15 protein-coding genes are annotated in these 18,708 nt (G+C 58.8%); 4 read left to right on the forward strand and 11 right to left on the reverse strand.

The window, feature by feature from the left end; genetic code table 11:
- Positions 1-13 precede the first annotated feature (13 nt).
- Positions 14-298, forward strand: a complete 285-nt coding sequence (locus FYJ63_RS06460) for a hypothetical protein (RefSeq protein ID WP_154544954.1) — start codon at positions 14-16, stop codon at positions 296-298.
- 45 nt (positions 299-343) lie between these two features.
- On the opposite strand, the gene FYJ63_RS06465 is transcribed toward FYJ63_RS06460, so the two are convergent.
- The 4 genes from FYJ63_RS06465 to dhaK form a co-directional block, all read right to left on the reverse strand.
- Positions 344-1,846, reverse strand: coding sequence for an alpha/beta hydrolase (locus FYJ63_RS06465; RefSeq protein ID WP_154544956.1), 1,503 nt, complete (start codon positions 1,844-1,846; stop codon positions 344-346).
- A gap of 71 nt (positions 1,847-1,917) precedes the next feature.
- Positions 1,918-4,413 carry a phosphoenolpyruvate--protein phosphotransferase gene (gene ptsP, locus FYJ63_RS06470; protein ID WP_154544958.1) on the reverse strand — a complete coding sequence of 832 codons (2,496 nt, stop codon included), beginning with the start codon at positions 4,411-4,413 and terminating at the stop codon, positions 1,918-1,920.
- A 90-nt stretch (positions 4,414-4,503) separates the two neighbouring features.
- Positions 4,504-5,130, reverse strand: a complete 627-nt coding sequence (dhaL, locus tag FYJ63_RS06475; RefSeq protein WP_154544960.1) for a dihydroxyacetone kinase subunit DhaL — start codon at positions 5,128-5,130, stop codon at positions 4,504-4,506.
- Positions 5,130-6,122: a dihydroxyacetone kinase subunit DhaK gene (gene dhaK / locus FYJ63_RS06480; RefSeq protein WP_154544962.1), complete on the reverse strand. Its 993-nt coding sequence runs from the start codon at positions 6,120-6,122 to the stop codon at positions 5,130-5,132. Before dhaK ends, dhaL begins: the two co-directional genes overlap by 1 nt.
- Before the next feature lie 638 nt (positions 6,123-6,760).
- On the opposite strand from dhaK, the gene FYJ63_RS06485 reads away from it, so the two are divergent.
- Positions 6,761-7,084, forward strand: a complete 324-nt coding sequence (locus FYJ63_RS06485) for a Fic family protein (RefSeq protein ID WP_154544964.1) — start codon at positions 6,761-6,763, stop codon at positions 7,082-7,084.
- Between the two features lie 92 nt (positions 7,085-7,176).
- Here FYJ63_RS06485 and metX read toward each other — a convergent pair whose 3' ends face one another.
- The 5 genes from metX to FYJ63_RS06510 form a co-directional block, all read right to left on the reverse strand.
- The gene (metX, locus tag FYJ63_RS06490; RefSeq protein WP_154544966.1) at positions 7,177-8,310 is read right to left on the reverse strand and encodes a homoserine O-acetyltransferase MetX; all 1,134 of its coding nucleotides are present in this window, start codon (positions 8,308-8,310) and stop codon (positions 7,177-7,179) included.
- A 139-nt stretch (positions 8,311-8,449) separates the two neighbouring features.
- Positions 8,450-10,765, reverse strand: a complete 2,316-nt coding sequence (gene metE, locus FYJ63_RS06495; protein ID WP_154544968.1) for a 5-methyltetrahydropteroyltriglutamate--homocysteine S-methyltransferase — start codon at positions 10,763-10,765, stop codon at positions 8,450-8,452.
- A gap of 93 nt (positions 10,766-10,858) precedes the next feature.
- A complete protein-coding gene (locus FYJ63_RS06500; protein WP_277028127.1) occupies positions 10,859-11,839 on the reverse strand; it encodes a methylenetetrahydrofolate reductase in 981 nt (326 codons plus the stop codon).
- Positions 11,836-13,221 (reverse strand): O-acetylhomoserine aminocarboxypropyltransferase/cysteine synthase family protein, encoded by a 1,386-nt coding sequence (locus FYJ63_RS06505; RefSeq protein ID WP_154544970.1) that lies wholly within the window; start codon positions 13,219-13,221, stop codon positions 11,836-11,838. The genes FYJ63_RS06500 and FYJ63_RS06505 overlap by 4 nt, the downstream gene beginning before the upstream one ends.
- 664 nt (positions 13,222-13,885) lie before the next feature.
- Positions 13,886-15,421 (reverse strand): D-alanyl-D-alanine carboxypeptidase, encoded by a 1,536-nt coding sequence (locus tag FYJ63_RS06510; RefSeq protein WP_154544972.1) that lies wholly within the window; start codon positions 15,419-15,421, stop codon positions 13,886-13,888.
- A gap of 133 nt (positions 15,422-15,554) precedes the next feature.
- Between FYJ63_RS06510 and FYJ63_RS06515 the strand changes: the two genes are divergently transcribed.
- The gene (locus tag FYJ63_RS06515; protein ID WP_407717185.1) at positions 15,555-16,085 is read left to right on the forward strand and encodes an inorganic diphosphatase; all 531 of its coding nucleotides are present in this window, start codon (positions 15,555-15,557) and stop codon (positions 16,083-16,085) included.
- A gap of 74 nt (positions 16,086-16,159) precedes the next feature.
- On the opposite strand, the gene FYJ63_RS06520 is transcribed toward FYJ63_RS06515, so the two are convergent.
- Positions 16,160-16,582 carry a DUF3499 domain-containing protein gene (locus tag FYJ63_RS06520; protein ID WP_277028124.1) on the reverse strand — a complete coding sequence of 141 codons (423 nt, stop codon included), beginning with the start codon at positions 16,580-16,582 and terminating at the stop codon, positions 16,160-16,162.
- Positions 16,583-16,659: 77 nt separating this feature from the next.
- Here FYJ63_RS06520 and FYJ63_RS06525 point away from each other — a divergent pair, with 77 nt between their 5' ends.
- Positions 16,660-17,151, forward strand: a complete 492-nt coding sequence (locus tag FYJ63_RS06525; RefSeq protein ID WP_277028123.1) for a metallopeptidase family protein — start codon at positions 16,660-16,662, stop codon at positions 17,149-17,151.
- Between the two features lie 255 nt (positions 17,152-17,406).
- Here FYJ63_RS06525 and FYJ63_RS06530 read toward each other — a convergent pair whose 3' ends face one another.
- Positions 17,407-18,693: a DUF58 domain-containing protein gene (locus FYJ63_RS06530; protein WP_154545066.1), complete on the reverse strand. Its 1,287-nt coding sequence runs from the start codon at positions 18,691-18,693 to the stop codon at positions 17,407-17,409.
- Positions 18,694-18,708 lie beyond the last annotated feature (15 nt).

Below are 18,708 nucleotides of genomic sequence, written 5' to 3' on the forward strand. Positions count from 1 at the left end.
AGGTAATAGGCTTATGAGTGTAAAAGTGGGATCTAGATCGAGTGCGTTTATTGAGTCGCTTCGGCAGGGCGCGACATTTAGTCGGGCGCTGGCAGCAAGCGGACTCCAGATGGAACATGGCGAGCTCTTGCTGGAACACTTGCAGCGCTCGGGGCTTCTCGCAGGACCAGGTGGGACTGGAAACCAGGGAGATATCGCCAATTGCGCCAGTGGTGCTTGCTCTCCCGGGGTGAACCTGGCAGGGCTCAGTGAGGGGCAACGCCTACATTGCGTTGGCTGCCCCCTGTCGGGAATTTAAGGAATTCTTCTTGAATAAATAAGGATATAATCCCAGGTAATAAGGTTATTTGGGGATAATTTCAGAGTGGGCAAGCCAGTCGGAAATTTCCGCGAAAAATGCGGCGCGCTCGAGCGGTTGTGACAACGTCAAGTCATGGTAGCCCGACATCTGTCGCACTGTCAGATTGTCTCCGAAGAGTTCCTTAGCGCGTTGTTCAATCAACTCCCCGTTCAAGATGGTATCGGTATGGCGTGCAGCCTCGGTCCATCCCAGCAGGGCGGAACGATACCCCGCCTCTGGTTCGTCTGGCTGGTCGGCGTGAGTAAACTTATGAAGGCTCCGTTCTATACGCAGGCCATTCTGTTCCAGGCGCCGGTGCAGTGGAGTCCTCCCTTCCCGTTTCCACTGCTCCGCCAGGAGAGAGTCAACGCGCTCCACCTCCGGAAGATAGAAGGGATCCAGCTCGTGATTGCCCGTCAGACACAGCACCGGTTTGGCGGGGAAAGTCGCGGATTCACGCAGCCAGCGATGGTTTCGCAACACCGTAGAAACCCAGCCTAAAAGCGTGGGAAGACCGGTGAGAATTCGCCACTGGGGATTCTCTACCCATCCCACGACGGAGGGATCATTTTGGAAAGGAATCAGCCGCCGCGGCAGGGGAGAGCGGATAGCTCGGTATCCGGCCAAAGAATCCGCGTAGGTTGTGAGGTTTCCCTGGGGCATGGGAATCCGCAGATGCTGAGCTTTATTAGCGATAAACCAACGCACTGCCTTACCGGCGGGAATCATGCTGATATCTTGAACCAGCCACGGAGAGTTGAAGATGAGACCGTCGAATGAATCGTGGTGGCGCGCTGCCCAACCGGCTACGATGCCACCGCCGTTGGAGTGGCCCATCACCAGGACCGGAAGCCCGGGGTGTTCCTCTCGCGCGGTGGCCACTGCCCAATCAATCTCCGGATCATATTCCTCAAAGTTCTCCGTGTAACCATTCCAGACCTTTCCACCCTTCCAGTCTGGCAGGTTACGACCGTAACGGTGGAGGTCAAGGGCGTAGAAGGCGGCGCCGAGCTGGGTGAGAGAACGCGCCAAATGGGTTTGGTAGAAGTAATCATTCCAGCCGTGCAGATAAACTACGATGAACTTCGGGTTTTGCGGGGCGCTATCAGACCACGAGTCGGCAACACTAAGGTCTTGTCCTCGCAACTCCGCGCCAAGATAGTCTCGCAATGCCGTTACGTCGCTTTGCTGGGTTTCATCGAGAGGCTTTACCACCGGCTGTGGCGCCGTCGCGCGGCGAGCCGAGCCGAGCCTTGTGTAATAGCAGTCGAGCTCCGCGGCTTGTTGGGGGCTCGCTTGCGGGGGAAGCACTGTGAAAGAGCCAGTTTTGGGGGCACCACCGGTACGGAGGTTACCTGGAACCACCCGATCCGGCAGTGTCGCTTTGGGATCTTCGCTCGGAAGATAGCGAACCACGGTGGCGCTGCGCTCGGAAAATTCATCGGGTTCTCTTTGGAGACGAGTGGACTCAAAACCGGGGCCGAGGATATCAGGAATGTAGCGCATACTGTGATTTTATCGGCTTAAGCTCGAGGGGGACGCCAGGTTGGCGGAGGAATCTAGCTAGAATCCGGTTTTCATTTTGACCCTTGCCAAATAAGACTTTCTTTTGCCAGTTGCTGGCACTCGGGGAAAGAAAGCTCTTGGAGCTTCGCGGATACGTTTGCTAGTCGCCGTGGATTCATCGACAAGCTCGTCACCCCGAGCCCCACCAAGACGGGAGCCAGGTCAGGATTGCCGGCCGCCTCCCCGCACACTCCTAGAGGTTTGTCGGCGGCGATAGCGGCCGCGCCGATTTGGGCGATGAGCCGCAGCATCGCAGGGCTTGCCGGGTTTTGAAGGTGACCGAGCTCTGCGGATTCGCGGTCAGCGGCGAAAGTGTATTGGGCGAGGTCATTGGTTCCAATGGAGACGAAATCGACGACTTCGAAAATCTCTTTTGCGCAAAGCGCCGCCGAAGGAGTTTCAATCATGACCCCGACCTGCTTGAGGCCAGCGGCTCTCGTGAGTTCGGCAAAAGCGGCGGCTTCTTCGGGCAGGGCAATCATCGGAGCCATCATCCAAGCCTCGGGAGCGCCCGCGGCAATGGCGTCAAGCTGTCGTTTCAGCACGTCAGGGAAGAGTTTCGCGGTGCGGTAGCCCCGCACCCCGAGAGCCGGATTAGGCTCTTGTGGGAGCGGGAGAAATTTGAGGGGCTTATCGGATCCGGCGTCGAGAGTGCGGATGGTGACGTGCGGGGTCGGGTTTTTATCATTTGTGAAAGCCCTTATGACCTTCGCATAGGCCTCGGTTTGAGCGGCGACACTCGGCTCTTCGGTTTTGCCAAAATAAGCGAACTCGGTTCTGAACAGCCCGATTCCCTCCGCTCCCGCATCGGCCGCGGCCTGGGCCTCTTCCGGTTTACCGATATTGGCTAGTAACTCAATGTGAACGCCGTCCTTGGTGGCGCCTGGTTTCGTTAGCTTCACGAGGGTCGCCGGAGCCGTGAGGGCGCCGCGTGCTTGCTCCGCGCTCGGGTTAGCAATAACCTCGCCGGTTTTTCCATCAACAAGGACTTTTTTGCCTTCTTGCAAGGAATCAAGGGGCACGCCGATAACCGCAGGGATCCCCATTGCTCGCGCGAGCAGGGTCGTGTGCGAGGTGGGACCGCCCTCCTCGGTCACAATGGCGATGGCCTTGGTCTCCGGAAGGCGCGCCGTATCGGCGGGGGCAAGGTCCTTGGCGGCAAGAACGAAGGGCTCCTTGACCGCAAGGAGTTTGGCGGCGGCGTCCAGCGTTTTGCCTTGGAGGCGCGCCAAAACCCGAGCGCGGACGTCCTCAAGGTCGGTGGCGCGCTCGGCGATGAGTCCGCCCGCGTCGCGGAGTTCTTTAGTCAATGCGGTGGCGGCTTCCCACCACGCCGACTCGGCGTCACGACTTTTGGTTTGCACGAGGCTGGTTGCGCGAACGGCGAGCTCCGGATCGGCGGCAAGGCTCGCGGTAGCCTCGATAATGGCTTTGGCCTGTCCGGTTGCCTCAGCGGCTTGGGTTTCATAAGCGGCTGCTGTCGCCGCGAGCGCTTCGGTGAGACGGGCGGTTTCCGCTGGAACTTCGGTCTCGGGGATGTCACGGTGCTTTGGCGCCACGGGTGCTGCGGAGTCGAGTTTTACCAAGATGCCGAGGGCTCGTCCGGGGCTCACACCGGTTCGGGGACGCTTCCGGTCATCGGCGAGGGAACCCGGAGCGCTGACAGTAGCCGAGTCTGCCCTTGCTGAAGATGAACTCGCGGAACGGGCAGAAGACGCGACCGGAACCCCCAACTCTTCCCCAAACCCGCTGGCTATGAGCTCTTTTATCGCGGTAACCGCCGCGAGCGCATCTTCACCGCGACCCAGCACTCGAACAGTGTCGCCGCAGGTCGCAGCCAAAGTAGCGATACTAATCGGGCTTTTAGCGTTAACTTCGCGACCGTCTTTTTCGAGAGCAACCGCTGCCGAGAAAGTCGCCGCCAGACCGGCGATTTCCGCAGAGGGACGGGCATGGAGACCGACCTTGTTGACAACCTGAACCTCCGCGGCGGCATCGGGAGGCTGGGGGGCAGCTTGCTGGGATTCTCTTGTTTCAGAGGCGCTTGTAGGGCTCTCCTTTGTTGAACCAGAAGAAACTTCACCCGCCACAACCTCAGAACCAAGAAGCTCCAGCTTCGGCGCGAGACTCGACGTGGCCTCTGTGGCGATCGCGTCGAGATCCGCTCCGCCGGCCGCGAGAACCACCGCAGCGGTGAGACCCTCCACGAAAGGAGCCGCCAACACGCGCGTCTCTATTTCCTCACCCATGTCCTCAAGCATTTCGAGAGCCATATCTGTCGAGGTCAAGGCGGAACCGAGGTCGACGAAAATAGCCACGCCATCACCGGCGTTGGCGCTCATAATCGCCTCCATCACGGCCGCGGCGTCAGTCCCGAAACCGCCGTCATCAGTGCCGGCGGCAATCTCGATGGGAGGACGCTCGCCGTGAACCATAATCAAAGCGAGTTCGACCGCCGCCTCGGCTAGCGGGCGGGAATGGGAAACGACTACCAGGCCAACAGGCATTTTTACTCCTTTGTGGGACGATGGGGGCGTGCTTTACTGTCCCAAAAGTGGGACGATGAAGTACGCCCCCATTGTTTCAGGGCGTAACGTTTAAGCTAGGGAAGCGGCAAGCGACTCGAAGAGATATTCCGTCGAGGTCGCGCCGGGATCCTGGTGACCAATCGAACGCTCACCGAGATAGGATGCGCGACCCTTCTTGGCCAGCATCGGCGTGGTTGCCTCCGCCCCGGTTTTGGCCGCCTCGGCAGCCGCAGCCGAAGCCGCCGCCAAATCCGCGGCGCCGATCGCCTTATCGAAGGCGGCAAGCGCCGGAGTCATCGCATCGACCATCGTCTTATCCTCGAGTTCTGCTTTGCCGCGGTCAAGCACACCCTGGAGTCCGGCGTGAAGTGCCTTACTCAAAGCGGCTCCGTCGAGCGCTGTCGTCTCCCCGGCTTCTTTACCGGCTCGCATAAAGAACGTGCCGTAGAGCGGCCCGGAAGTCCCGCCCACCTTGGAAACCAGGGCGAGACCGACCTTCTTGAAGAGGCTACCGAGATCCGGCTGGTCGAGATTCGCGGGCTCAATCGCCGCCTTCATCCCGCGAGCCATGTTCGTGCCGTGGTCCGCGTCGCCAATCGGGGAATCCAACTCAGTCAAGTATTCCTTCTTTTCGTCGAGAACCCTGGCGTATTCGCTCATCCAAGCCTTGGCAGTTTCTAGGGTAAAGTCACTCATTACATCCCCCAACGCAATCCCGCCGTATCGACAGGCGCATCGAAGAGTTTCAGGAGCTCGTCATCGGCAGAAAGCAGCGTCACGGAGCAGCCCGCCATATCGAGGCTCGTGATGTAGTTGCCGACCATGACCCGCGCGACCTCCACGCCCGCCGCGTCCAAGATGCCCTTTACCTCGGCATACATTAGGTAGAGCTCTGAAAGTGGGGTACCGCCCATCCCGTTCATCATGACGATGACCGGGTCGCCCTTGAAGTCGCGATCCTCGAGAATGGGGTCGACCAGGCGCTTAGCAATCGACTTCGCATCCTCGAGCTTCACCCGTTCCCGACCGGGCTCGCCGTGGATGCCGATGCCGATTTCCATCTCGTCTTCGGGAAGGTCAAAGGTCGGGTGACCGACCGCCGGAACCGTGCAGCTTGTCAGCGCCATGCCCATTGAGCGGCCGCGGTCGCAGACCTTCTCAGCCAGAACCAAACAATCGTCGAGGTCACGGCCTTCTTCCGCGGCTGCACCGACAATCTTTTCGACCAAGACGGTGAGACCGACCCCGCGACGACCCGCGGTATAAAGGGAGTCTTGCACCGCGACGTCATCGGCGACCACAACGGCCTGTACCGGAATGTCCTCCGCATCAGCCATTTCGGCTGCCATCTCGAAGTTCATCACATCGCCGGTGTAGTTCTTCACAATATGTAGCACGCCCGCGCCTTGGTTCGCCTTCTGGGTCGCGAGGAGAACCTGTTCCGGAGTGGGGGAGGTAAAGACCTCGCCCGCGGCGGCGGCATCCAACATGCCGGTGCCGACATAACCGCCGTGAAGCGGTTCGTGACCCGAGCCGCCGCCGGAAACCAAGCCGACCTTGCCGGGTTTCATGTTTTTCCGGTAAACCACTTTCAGATCCGCATCCACTTCGACGCGAGGATCTGCTAACGCCACGCCGCGTAATGTGTCCGTGATGACATCGTCAACGCCGTTAATGAGTTTCTTCATCGTTCCCCCTCTTTGTGAGTGATTGGTTGTTAGTGTCCCCTGATGGAGGTCAACGTGGCCCCCGCTCTCAGGTTAGCAAGAGCGGGGGCGGTTTGTGACACGAACGCGTGCACGAATGTACGGCCTAGGCTCGGTGACGTGGTTTTTGCCATGTCAGGGTTTTGTAAACATGCAGTTGAAAGCGTTTTGAATATTTCCGAAAAACACTTGCCTGGATTACGCCGTACATTCGTGCACGCAAAACTTTCCTAGCCGCCCGCCCCGGCGCTTTGCATCCCGCGATTGGCGTGCCGTATTAGGGTTGCGACTGTATGGTGGATGCCGTAGGACTGAAGAGAACTGAGCAAGGTGGGAAACGTGAGGAAACACCAGGGTCTCGCGCTGGAAAGGGAATATCCGGATTTATTTGCTGGGCTTGACGACGCCGCGGTCGTGAAGGCTAACGGCCGCTGTTGAGCACCCCTTGGTCGCCTGGCGGCAGCGGAACCTGGGGCTTTCTGGAATTGAGCGAAGTAACGACGGGGCGATGCTTTACGCGATTCACGGTTGGCTGTTTGCTGACGTTTATGAGTGGGCTGGATGTCGTCGAATTGTGAACATGTCGAAGGGCAATTCTGATTTCGCGGTCATTCGGAACATTGACCGCTATCTTGCTGATGCGAGCGCTGGTGGCTCGAACCGACTGGTCTGGTTTGGAAGAAGGGGACTATTTAGAGGTGATGGCTGCGGTGTTTGCCCTGTTAAACCAGGCGCATCCTTTCCGGGAGGGCAACGGACGAGCTTCGAAGATGTGGTTGGACATGGTAAGTGAGCCCGCGGGATATTACCTCGATTACGCAGTGGTTTCGCCAGGCGAGTGGAACCGAACCTCGGGAGCTTCCGGACCTGACTATGGGGAATACGAACCCCACCCCGAGCCTTTGCGGGAGTTGTTTAGCCGCATTGTTCGGGAGAAGCCTTAGTCGGAGCGCGAAGCGACCCTGCCGACTGCGCAACTGGAGCGCCTCAGTTCGATTTAACGGAGAGGCCTGCTGCGGCCGCACGAGAAATAAAACTAGGAGTTCAAGAAAGCACCGATGACCTGGCCGACTTCGTCGTTTTCGATGAGGAAGCCGTCGTGGCCGGACTCGGAGTGGATAACGACGGCGTGGCCTTTCGGGGCTAGCTCGGCCAACTGGTGGGTTTGATTCGGGTAGAACAGCCGGTCAGAGTCCACTCCAAGGGCGAGTAGTTCGGCTTGGATGCGGCTCATGGCCACGACGATCCCTCCGCGCCCGCGCCCCACATCGTGGGTCAACATGGCGCGAGTGAGCGCCTTGTAAGAGCCGGCATCAAAACGTTTCGCGAGCTTGATGCCGTGGTAATCGAGGTAGGACTGCACCGCGAGACGCCCGCCGGAGAGCGGATCCTCGCGATAACCGGGGTCGCGCCCGAAGCGCTCTTGGAGTTCCTTGGGGGAGCGGTAAGTTGTGTGGGCAATCTCGCGCGCCAAAGCCAGCCCACGATAAGGTCCCTGACCGGGAGGATTGTCGTAGTAATCCCCGCCCTTGAAGTTCGAGTCAAGTTCTAGAATGTGAAGCTGGGCGTGGCACCAGGCGGCCTGCTCGGCGGTCGTGGAGGCGCCGGTGGCGACCGCAATCACCTTGTCCATGTCCTCCGGGTAAGTTACCGCCCATTCAAGCGTGCGCTGCCCGCCGAGGGACGCCCCGACAACCGCGAACCAGTGTGGAATCCCGAGCTGAGTCATGAGCCGCTTCTCGGCCTCCACCTGGTCACGGATGGTCAGCAAGGGGAATCTAGAACCCCAGGCGCGACCATTCGGGGCGAGAGATGCAGGACCTGTCGAACCTTGGCAGCCGCCTAAGACATTCGGGCAAACCACAAACCATTTGTCCGTGTCGATGGCAAGGCCTGGACCAACCACTTCGTTCCACCAGCCCGCGGTGATGTGACCGGGACCAGCCTTGCCGACGACATGGGAGTCGCCGGTCAAGGCGTGGTCTATCAGAATCGCATTCGATTTGTCGGCGTTGAGCTCTCCCCAGGTCTCAAAGGCAAGCCTCACCACCGGCAAACGCCCCCCCGCCTCGAGGTCCATAGACCCGAGCGCGGCAAACTGGCGGTGACCGGCTGGGTCGGTCGGTTGCCAGGCTCCCGTGACCGGGAGGATTTCGGGGGGGTGTTCCATGGATTTCTTTTCTTGTTGTGTGGTTCAGAATCGCTATGCCGTTTGGGTCAGACCCTTTTGGCTGCGTTCGCTTTGCTCACTACGCCACAGAGGTCTGACCCGCCGGCGACGCTCCAACCGCCGACAACGCCGGCTACGGTTATGCCTCGATTTCCTGGCGGACTTCCTTGGCGGCCTCGACGAGGTTCTTCAAGGTCGCGACCGTTTCGGGGTAAGCGCGGGTCTTCAGGCCACAGTCGGGGTTAACCCAGACCTGGCGCGGATTGAGAGCCCCGACTGCCTTCTCGAGGAGATCCTTCTCCTCGTCGAGTTTCGGCACCCGTGGGGAGTGGATATCCCAAATCCCGGGCCCGAGCCCGCGTTCGAAGCCGTGCTCGTGTACGGCTGGGAGAATGTCCATCTTGGAACGGCTGGCCTCAATCGAGGTCACGTCCGCATCCAAGTGGTCAATCGCATCCACGACCACATTGAACTCGGAGTAACACAGGTGGGTGTGAATCTGGGTTTCGGTCTTCGCCCCGCCGGTTGCGAGCCGGAAAGAACCTACCGACCAGTCGAGGTATTCCTCACGACCGGCCTCCCGCAAGGGGAGAAGCTCCCGGATCGCCGGCTCATCAACCTGGATGACCTTGATGCCAGCCGCCTCGAGGTCGGCAATCTCGGCGCGAAGCGCCAGACCAAGCTGGTCAGCGACCTCCTTCTTCGGCTCATCGTCACGGACAAAAGACCAGGCCATGATGGTCACCGGACCGGTCAACATGCCTTTCATCGGCTTGGAAGTGAGTGACTGGGCATAAGTCGACCATTCGACCGTCATCGGACGTGGGCGCGACACGTCACCCCAGAGGATGGAGGGACGTGTGCAACGCGAACCGTAAGACTGCACCCAGCCGTTTTCGGTGGTGGCAAAGCCGTCGAGCTGCTCGGCAAAGAACTGCACCATGTCGTTGCGTTCCGCTTCGCCGTGAACCAACACGTCCAAGCCAAGATCCTCTTGGAGCTTCACGACACGGGCAATCTCTGCCTTGATTTCCTCATCGTATTGTGCCTCGTTGATTTCGCCCTTGCGGAAGGCCGCGCGCGCCTTGCGAATCTCAGTGGTCTGCGGGAAAGACCCGATTGTTGTGGTCGGCAACAGAGGAAGGTTCAGCAAAGCCTCTTGAGCCGCCACGCGCTCGGCATAAGGAGCACGATTGCGGTCAGCAGCTGTCACGGCCGCGGTCGCAGCGCGAACCTCCGCGCGCTTCACCTCCGGGTGATTGGCGCGAGTGGCCAAAATCCGCGCATTTTCAGTCAATTCGGCGTTGACAGAGCTGGGGTTGGAGAGTCCCTTTGCGAGAACCTGTACTTCTTCAATCTTCTGGTCGGCAAATGCGAGCCAGGAACGCACTACGGGATCAATCGAGGTCTCGATAGTGGCATCATGCGGAACGTGCTGCAAAGAAGTCGAGGTCGAAACGGAAATTTTCGGGCAGACCTCCTGAATCTTTCGCAAAGTTTGGAGCGCGCCGTCCAAATCCGTGCGCCAGATGTTCCGTCCGGAAACCACTCCGGCCACGACTGTTTTTTCTGACAAGGGAGCGAGGTCCTCCGAGCTTGGAACTGCCCCGGACACCAAGTCCAGCCCGATAGCCTCGATGGAGGTATCCGCCAAAACTTTGCGCCCGTCAATCCCCAAATCCCCGTAGGGGGCGTTCACGAACAGGGCGGGACGGTTCGGGAGTTTACCCAAGAAATCGTAAGCCTTCTTGGCTGCCGCCAGCACCTCTGCCCGCGGGGCTGACCAGGTGTCTCGCACCAAACCGGGTTCATCCAACTGAACCCAAGCCACACCGGCCTTAGCGAACTGGCTCAAGAAAGCTTCGAAAGCGGCCAGGACATCATCGAGTCGTTGCAATGGATTGTAGTGGGCGGGAGAATCAGGTGTCGGCTTCGCTCCTAGAAGATAGGTCACTGGTCCCACCAAGACGGGACGAGCCGCTTCTCCGGCGACTTTCACCTGTTCGAGCCAAGGATTCGCGACAGCAGAAATCGGAACGTAGGGTCCGATTTCGGGGACGAGATAGTGGTAGTTCGTGTCAAACCACTTCGTCATCTCCAAAGCGGCTTTATCGTCAATCCCGCGAGCCAGGGTGAATTCGCCGTCCACATCGAGGGAGCCATCGGGACGAACCAGATTCCCGAAGCGCTGCGGGACTGCCCCGAGAGCGCAGGTCAAGGTCAAGACCTGGTCATAGAGAAAGAAATCCGCAGGCTGAGAAGCGGGGGAATCCAGATCGAGTTCCTTGAGGTGATTAATCCGCTTGGCAATCTGGTCAGACACCTCTTTATCGAACTCGCTGCGGTCGATTTTTCCGGACCAGTAATGCTCCAACGTGCGTTTCAACTCGCGGTTTGCCCCGATGCGGGGGTAGCCGGCGATGGTAGCTGCGGGGAAGGGGGTAGTTTCAGACATGTTTTCTCCTTGTTAGTCTTCCGTTAGTTTTATCCGTTATTTCTAGTTATTCGTCAAATTGAGGGGAGCGCAGTTTGCTAGTCTCCAATCACGCTAAGGCGAGAAACGGTGCATCGCCGCGCTCATGAGCCCGAGCAAGTCGCTGGAGTCGGCCTTATCCACGTGCGAAAAACCGCGAGAACGCAAGTGTTCCACGAGATCTAGCACGGGACGAGGACGATTGAAGGTGTAGAAGTGAATCCCCGGGGCGCCGACCGCGATGAGGTCATTGACAAAATCGAGGGTAGCGCCGAGGCTTTCCAAAATCCTTTCTGCCGGATCTGGAATCTCGCCAATCTCCCGCAGGCGCTTCGGGACCGGCACGCCAGTCAGTCCCTCGAGGCGGTTCAAGCGGGACACATCTGTGAAAGGAATAATCCCCGGCACAATCGGCATCGTCACTCCTTGATAGGAAGCCGAATGCACCAGATCCGCATAATCCTTGGCCTCGTAGAATACCTGCGTAATCGCGAAGTCGGCCCCCGCAGCTTGTTTCTCCACCAAAGCGGCTACCGCATCGGTACGGGTTTGAACCGTTCCGGCGGGATAAGCCGCCACGGAGATGGAAACCGCCTGGGGGTCTCCGAGATAGTCGGCAGCCACCTCCCGAATCAGACCCACAAGTTGGAACGCACGGGAAAACTCGCCCGTTTCCGGCTCCCAATGCGCTACGCCTTTGGGGGGATCCCCGCGTAAAGCCAGGAAATCCCGCACCCCCAAGTCCATCATGTCGCGCACCAAACCCGCCAGTTGGCTCTGGTTGCGCCCGACACAAGTCAGGTGAGCCAAAGCCGGGCGACCCGAGCGTTTCATGGCGTGCACCAGCACCGACTGGGAAGACGTCGAGGTCATGCCGCTGGTACCAAAAGTGACCGAAACGTAGTCGGGACGCGCGTCCAAGAGACGATCGATTCCCGCCCAGGCTTGGCTAGCCGGATCCGGATTCCGCGGCGGATAAAGCTCGAATGATACCCGTAGCTTTTGCGCAGGCACACCCGTTATCGCCGTCGGAAGGTAGAGATTCTTTATCGTCACTGGTCCGCCCTCGACTGCACCGCTGCTTGTGCCGCCGCCAGGCCGCGGTCAATGTCAGCAATGATGTCTTCCTCATCCTCTATTCCGATGGAGAGCCTCACGGTTCCGGAGGTGATTCCCTGTAACTTCAAGCCGGCTTCATCAAGCTGGGCGTGGGTCGTGGAGGCCGGGTGGATTGCCAGGGAACGCACGTCGCCAATGTTGGCCACATTGGCCAGTAGTTCCAAGGAATCAATAAAAGCTTTCCCGGCCTCGAGCCCGCCAACCAAGTCAAAATTCAGGATTGCTCCCGCTCCCTTCGGAGTGTACTTTTGGGCAAGCCCGTAGAACGGGGAAGACGGCAAGGAGGACCAGCGCACGGTTTCCACCACGCCCCGACCAACAAGCGCCTCCAGGTGTTCGGCCACTGCGCGAGTGTTAGAGATGTGACGCTCCAAGCGCAGGCTCAAGGTGTCTACCCCGAGACCGGCAATCCACACTGCGAAGGGGGAGGCCACTAGCCCGAGGTCGCGCAGGCCTTCAGCACGAGCCTTCAAAGCAAAAGCCAGATTCGCGCCGAGTGCCCCACCGACCCCGAAGTCGCGAGCGTAGACAACCCCGTGATAGGACTCATCGGGCTCATTGAAACCGGGGAACCTCGCGGCCACGCGCGGGTCGGCGAAATCAAAGTTGCCGGAATCCACGATCGCGCCGAGCATCACCGATCCGTGCCCACCGAGATATTTCGTGGCGGAATGCACGACGATATCAGCACCCCATTCAATCGGGCGGCACAGGTACGGGGTTGGAACCGTGTTGTCCACAATCAAGGGCACGCCCGCCTCGTGCGCGGCCGCGGCGAGTGGCTCAATATCCAGGACATCGCCTTGCGGGTTCGGAACCACCTCGCCGTAGTAAGCGATGGTGTTTTCATCTGTTTGGGATTTCCACTGGGAGATGTCGCGCGGGTCGGTCACGAAACGTGGCTCGATTCCACTTCGGGCGAGAGTCCGGGCAATCAGGTTGAAAGTCCCGCCATAAACCGAAGGGGAGGCGACGACATTTTTTCCGGAGCTCGCTAAGGTCAGCAGGGTCAAAGTGATGGCAGCCTGTCCTGAGCCGGTCAACAGTGCGCCAGCCCCGCCTTCCAGGGAGGCAATCCGTGCCTCTAGGGCATCATTGGTGGGGTTGGTGAGGCGCGAATAGATTTGGCCAAGTTCTTTTAGGGCAAAGCGGTTCGCGGCCGACTCGACGCTCGGGAAGTGGAAAGCGTTGGTGGCGTAAATCGGGACGGTCTGCGCGCCAGTTACCGGGTCGCCGGTGAAGCCGGCGTGGATTTGGCGGGTGGAGAAGCCCCACTCGGGGTGGTCTTGCCAGTTGGGTCCAATGGTGGTCTTAGTCATGATTCATTCCTTACGTTTGTGATTTCAGAGGTGGAGAGTGTTCCAAAGATTTTGACTCTGACGGGCACGCAGGAACTTGAAAATACGAATGCTGGCGAGCAGGAGCGCTCGGCTTACGTGTGGCTGACGTGCACGTCAGCGGGGCATTCGCTTTGTCATGTTTTTGATTGTAACAAGATTTTTGTTGAGAGGTTAAATCGAGGGGTTGTCGGAGCCGCTTGGGGGACGACCGCTCGGCTGCTTGGTGCTTGCAATGCTTCGCATTGCGCGCCGCTTCCTTGGTCTCGGCAATGCTCGGGCAAGCTCGGCATTGCTCTCGACCTGCGTTGCGGTGGGGTCCCGCTCTGTTTTTCTAAGCAGCAAGCTGCTAAGAAAAACTACGAGCACCCGAAGGGAGTGAGGTCGAGCCAAGCTTGCTTGAGCTCGAACCGAAAGACCGAGGGTATGCAATCTCGAAGAGATTGCTAATACCCGAAGGGAGTGAGGTCGAGCCAAGCTTGCTTGAGCTCGAACCGAAAGACCGAGGGTATGCAATCTCGAAGAGATTGCTAATACCCACAGGCAGCCTACGCGAACGTCCTTTCCGAGCGGCTCCCATCAGACTCGGAGTGGTGTCCCAAAACATGACAAGACGCGGATGCGGGGTCGGGAGGGGAGAGGGGGACTAGGAGGATGAGGAGGGGGAGGGCGTGGTAGTGGCGGCGGGGTTGGTGGGGGAGAAGTCGGTTTTTCCGCCGAGGAGACCGGCGAAAAACAACTGCTTGGCTGGGATTGTTTGGCCGGAGTTCCCCTCGGTATAGCCGGAAATGACAAGGGCGTATGCCAACACCTGGTTATGGTAGACGAGCGTTCCGGCTAGGGAATTAGACACCGAGAGAGTGCCGGTTTTCCCCCGCAGGTTCCCCGCAGCGGCAGTGTTCCCATAAGAATCTTTCAAGGTGCCATCAGCGCCAGCTACCGGAAGATTGGCTAGAACCGGACGAAGTTCGGGGTGATCAGGGGAAGCAGCAGTGCGAACCACATCCGCTAAGACCCGCGCGGGGATGCGAGTGCCATGCGCTAAACCCGAGCACCCCGCGAGCTTCGTCTCTCCGAGTTTAACCCCGAGTTCTTCCACTGCTTTCATGACTTCTTGACCGGCGGCGGCAAAAGTTGGCTTAGCCCCGCGATGCAGAGCCACGAGACGTCCGAAGTTTTCCGCCAGGGTATTGTCCGAAACCTTGAGCATATCCCGAGCCACTTGTGAAAATGGAGCCCCTTCACTAAGCGCCACCACGACCGGCTGGCCCTTTGCTGAACTTACCTCCTTGCCTTTGACTAGCTCCGGCAGAGGCTGCGCCGGATCAAGAAACTCCGTCGTAGCCAGACCGGAATTCCCCGCCTCCACCTTCGCCGGAGCCGCCCCTGCTTCGCCGAGGCGAGCCGCAAAAATTTCCCCCACGCGTCCTGCGGCATCATCAAGATAGCCAGCCTTTCCGCGTTCAATCAGACCAGTATCAATCCCGAGCCCCTGTATCGGACCGACCCACTGCACATCTTGGGGGCGCCAGGCATTGGAAATAATCTCTTCACCGAACCAAGAAGTATCCACCACCAGGGTGAAAGGGGCGTCAGCAAGGGCATTCTTGGAATCAGCCGTCAAAGCCTTCACGGTGTCTGCGGCAAGAGTCCCCAAGCCGGCGTAGCCGAAAACATCCTTTGAAGAATCGGCTCCGGTACCGAGCAAAATATCCCCGCCGCCAATGAGGAAGAGCCTGCGGGTTTTCTCATCCCACGCGACCAGGGTTCGCGCCCGCGCCTCAGAACCGAAGTCATGCAAAGCCGCGGCGGCAGTTAGAAGTTTCGTGGTGGAAGCAGAGCTCAGCGCCAGCTCGGGATTGGCTGAAGCCAACTCGATTCCTTTCAAATCCCCGATCCACCAAGAGACTTTCGCGTCCTTCATGCGGTAGTCGCTCGTGAAACTTTTAGTGAGTTTCTTGAAAAAATCCGGATCGAGGTCACTGACGGATTCAAACTGGGGGGCCTCATTGGGGGCGGGAGAAACTGCCTTTGGTGTCGGAAAGGGCTGCACCCGCGGGAGGGGTTTATCGAAAGTGAAGAATCCCGGAACAATATCTGCCCCATCAGCCCCGATATACCCCCCACCAAGGACGAGAGCGCCGATTAGTGCGCTGATTCCGGCCTGGGAGCGTCTCTTCATAGAAATCCTTTCGATGCGGGAAAACCCCAAATCAATTATAGAAGATTACGCGCAAAGTTATCCTTAGTGGCATGATAGGAGGACGAGCCCGGCGAGGTCGCTGGGGCAAACCCGAACCAACAAGAAGGTAGAGATGTCAGAGGATTTTTTGAAGTTCAACGTCACCATTGAGATTCCGAAAGGGAACCGCAACAAGTATGAGGTTGACCACGAGACTGGTCGGATTAAGCTCGACCGGATGCTTTTCACCTCGACACGATACCCGGATGATTACGGGTTTATTGATGACTCCCTGGGGCTGGATGGCGATCCTCTGGATGCTCTGGTTCTTCTGGAAGAGCCGACTTTCCCCGGCTGTGTCATCAACTGTCGCGCGCTGGGGATGTTCCGCATGACCGATGAGCATGGTGGCGACGACAAAGTGTTGTGTGTGCCGGCGAGTGACCAACGGGCCTCTTGGCGTACTGAGCTCGAAGACGTTTCGGAGTTCCACCGTCTCGAAATCCAACACTTCTTCGAGGTTTACAAGGATTTGGAGCCCGGGAAGTCCGTGGAAGGCGCTGACTGGGTGGGTCGCAAAGAGGCCGAAGCAGAAATTCTGGCCTCATTGGCGCGATTCCGCGAAAAGGAAGGTCCCGACGCTCACACCTATATCCACAGGTGAGGCAGTGAGGTTTTGCCCGGTCCTTGTCTTTGGGGAATAAGGTTTTGCTTGCCCTCAAAACTCATTTTGGGCTTTTAAGACACTTTCTTCGGTGGGTCTACCAAGGTGAGATGTCCGTGGCGAGTGCCTGCGGCTTCATTCGGCTTAAAATCGCGGCTGTGCGGCGTTTCGCGATCGATGGGGCCGGTGTAGGAGGCGGGACGGATGTCGCGACGAGGTCCATCAGAATGACTGGCGGCGCGGACCGCGTTCGCTAAAGCCATCAACTCGTCATCATTGGGTTCCGGGATGGTAAAGGAATCCGCGAGCCGCACGACCTGCCAGCCGCGCGGGGCACTCAAACGCTCGGAATGCTTTTGGCACAGGTCGTAGCCGACCGGATCGGGCTGGGTGGAGAGCGGGCCGAGGATAGCGGTGGACTCGCCGTAATCGAAAGTCATCGTCGCTACTGCCGGATTGTTGCAACCGGGTTTGGAACAGACACGCGCATAACTCACCCCTACAGGGTAGCGCTAAAACGGCGAAAAGAGCGTTTGGCTCGCCCAAGAAGCGTTTTGTTGACTATGCTGAAAGCGTGGCTAGAGATTTTCACGAGGTGCGCGTGCTCGATTTGGGCGGAGAGTTGAAATGGAAGGTTTCAACCGGTCCGCGGACGCGTCGCGTGGACGTGCGCCGCGACCGTCACGGGCGGGGATCTCGGGGGGTTTTGGTCCCCGCGATTTTGCCCCGTTACCGGACTCGCCGCCAGTCTTTTGACGACCTCGTTATCCAAGAAGTGCGAGCTTTGGTGGCGGTCTGCGCCGATTTTGCCAATATCCAGTTCGGGGTGGAGGACGTGCCGCCTTCCGATCCGGCGCCCTGGGAGCGAGATTCCGTGGTTTTGGGTCGCGGCTTTGGCGCGGATCCGGCTCACGGTTTGCCCGCCCAAGTTGTCGTGTATCGTCGGCCTTTGGAGCAGCGCACGCGTTCAGTAATGGAACTCCGCGAGATGATTCACGCGGTGGTTCTCGAGGAATCCTCCCAACTAATCGGCAAGCATCCCGAAGATATTGACCCCAATTGGTGAGTTTCAGGTCGCCAGGAGTGCAGCCAATCGTCGGAGTTGAGCTAGATACCCGCAGGTAAGTCCGCATTTACTTGTTGAATGGGAAAATGACCCAAATCACCTCAAAAGCCACTTGGCGAGGTCCCAAATTTGCACCCCTTCGTGGTCGGTGGTCTCGTGCTTGGTGCGAGCCGCGACAATTTTCGGGTAGGTATAGACAACCAACAAGAGAAAATCCACTTCAGACAATGTCAACTGAAGTCAAACCCGAGAGGATCAAATCTGGCCGCGGCGTTTCAAGGAAATGTAGGTGTCGGCGAGAAGCGGGGGGAGCTCGTCTGGGCCGGTGTTCAAAACTCGCGCTCCGAGCATCCCGAGCAGGTCACTGGCTTTGCGGCGCTCCTCCGAGTCAGCCATTGCGGCAGCGGCCAAAAAAGCCTCCTCGGGGGTGTCCATCTCGGTAGTGAGGGAACGCACCTCCGGATCCATAGCGCTCGCTAGCAAAACCTGGTGGCGGCTAGCGAGCGCTTCCACCGTGGGCATCAAGGGGGAGCGATCCAGACCCGCTTCCAGGCCGGTCAACAGGACAATCAGGGAACGCTGGCGAATAGAGGACAGCAAGGTTTGCCCCAGGCCACGCCAGTTAGCCTCGGTCAAAGAAGAATCCAGGTTCGCCATTGTAGAAGCCATTTCCCCGACCAAACCGGCGCCGCGAGAGGGCTGGATGTGGGCGCGGATCTGGTTATCGAAAGCAATCAGGTGAATCCGGTCTCCCGCGCTCGAAGCCAAAGCACCGAGAAGTAAAGCCGCCTCCATATTCGCGTCCAAACGCGGAAACTCCCCGAGTCGAACCGCGGAAGTGCGGGAGGAATCAATGCAGATAATCACGTTGCGGTCGCGTTCGGGACGCCAAGTTTTCACCACCGGAACGCGGTTTCTCGCCGATACGTGCCACTCAATATCCCGCACATCATCGCCCGGAACGTATTCGCGCAGGGAATCGAATTCGGAGCCTTGCCCGCGGTGAGTCAAGAGCGTGTTGCCCTCGAGGCGGCGCAGAGTTTGCAGCCGAGAGGGGAGAAATTTTGCGGAACGAAACTCGGGCAAAACCTTTACTGTTTGGACAATTGGGGCCGAAAACTGTCTCGCCCCCAAGCCCAGAGGCCCAAAAGAACGCACCGTGACGGCATCGCTCGACAAGGTGCCTTTCCGTTCCGGAGTGAAAGAGGCCTCCAAATCTTGGGTGGTTTTCGGGTTCAAAACGAGGCGTTCCCCGTTGGCGCTGGCGTGCAAAGAAGGCTGCCAAGCGTCCCGAAGCCAGATGCGGTATTTCCGTTTGGTGGGATTCGCTACCGTAATGGTGTAGGGGGTTTTCGTGTGCATCCGCAAAGAGATTGGCAGAGAACGGGTGATGACGAGGAATCGCGGACTCGGGGCGAGAAGGGAATCTAGGAGCCACAATACGAGGCAAAACAGCAACCAAAAAACCCAGGCTCCTGACCAATTGGTCAAGAACATGAGGGGGATTCCCAAGGCGACGAGAATCGCCAGGCGGGAGGTCATGGCCACGGTTGGGGT

The sequence above is a fragment of the Mobiluncus porci genome (assembly GCF_009695935.1).
In the GTDB taxonomy this organism is placed as follows: Bacteria; Actinomycetota; Actinomycetes; order Actinomycetales; family Actinomycetaceae; genus Mobiluncus; species Mobiluncus porci.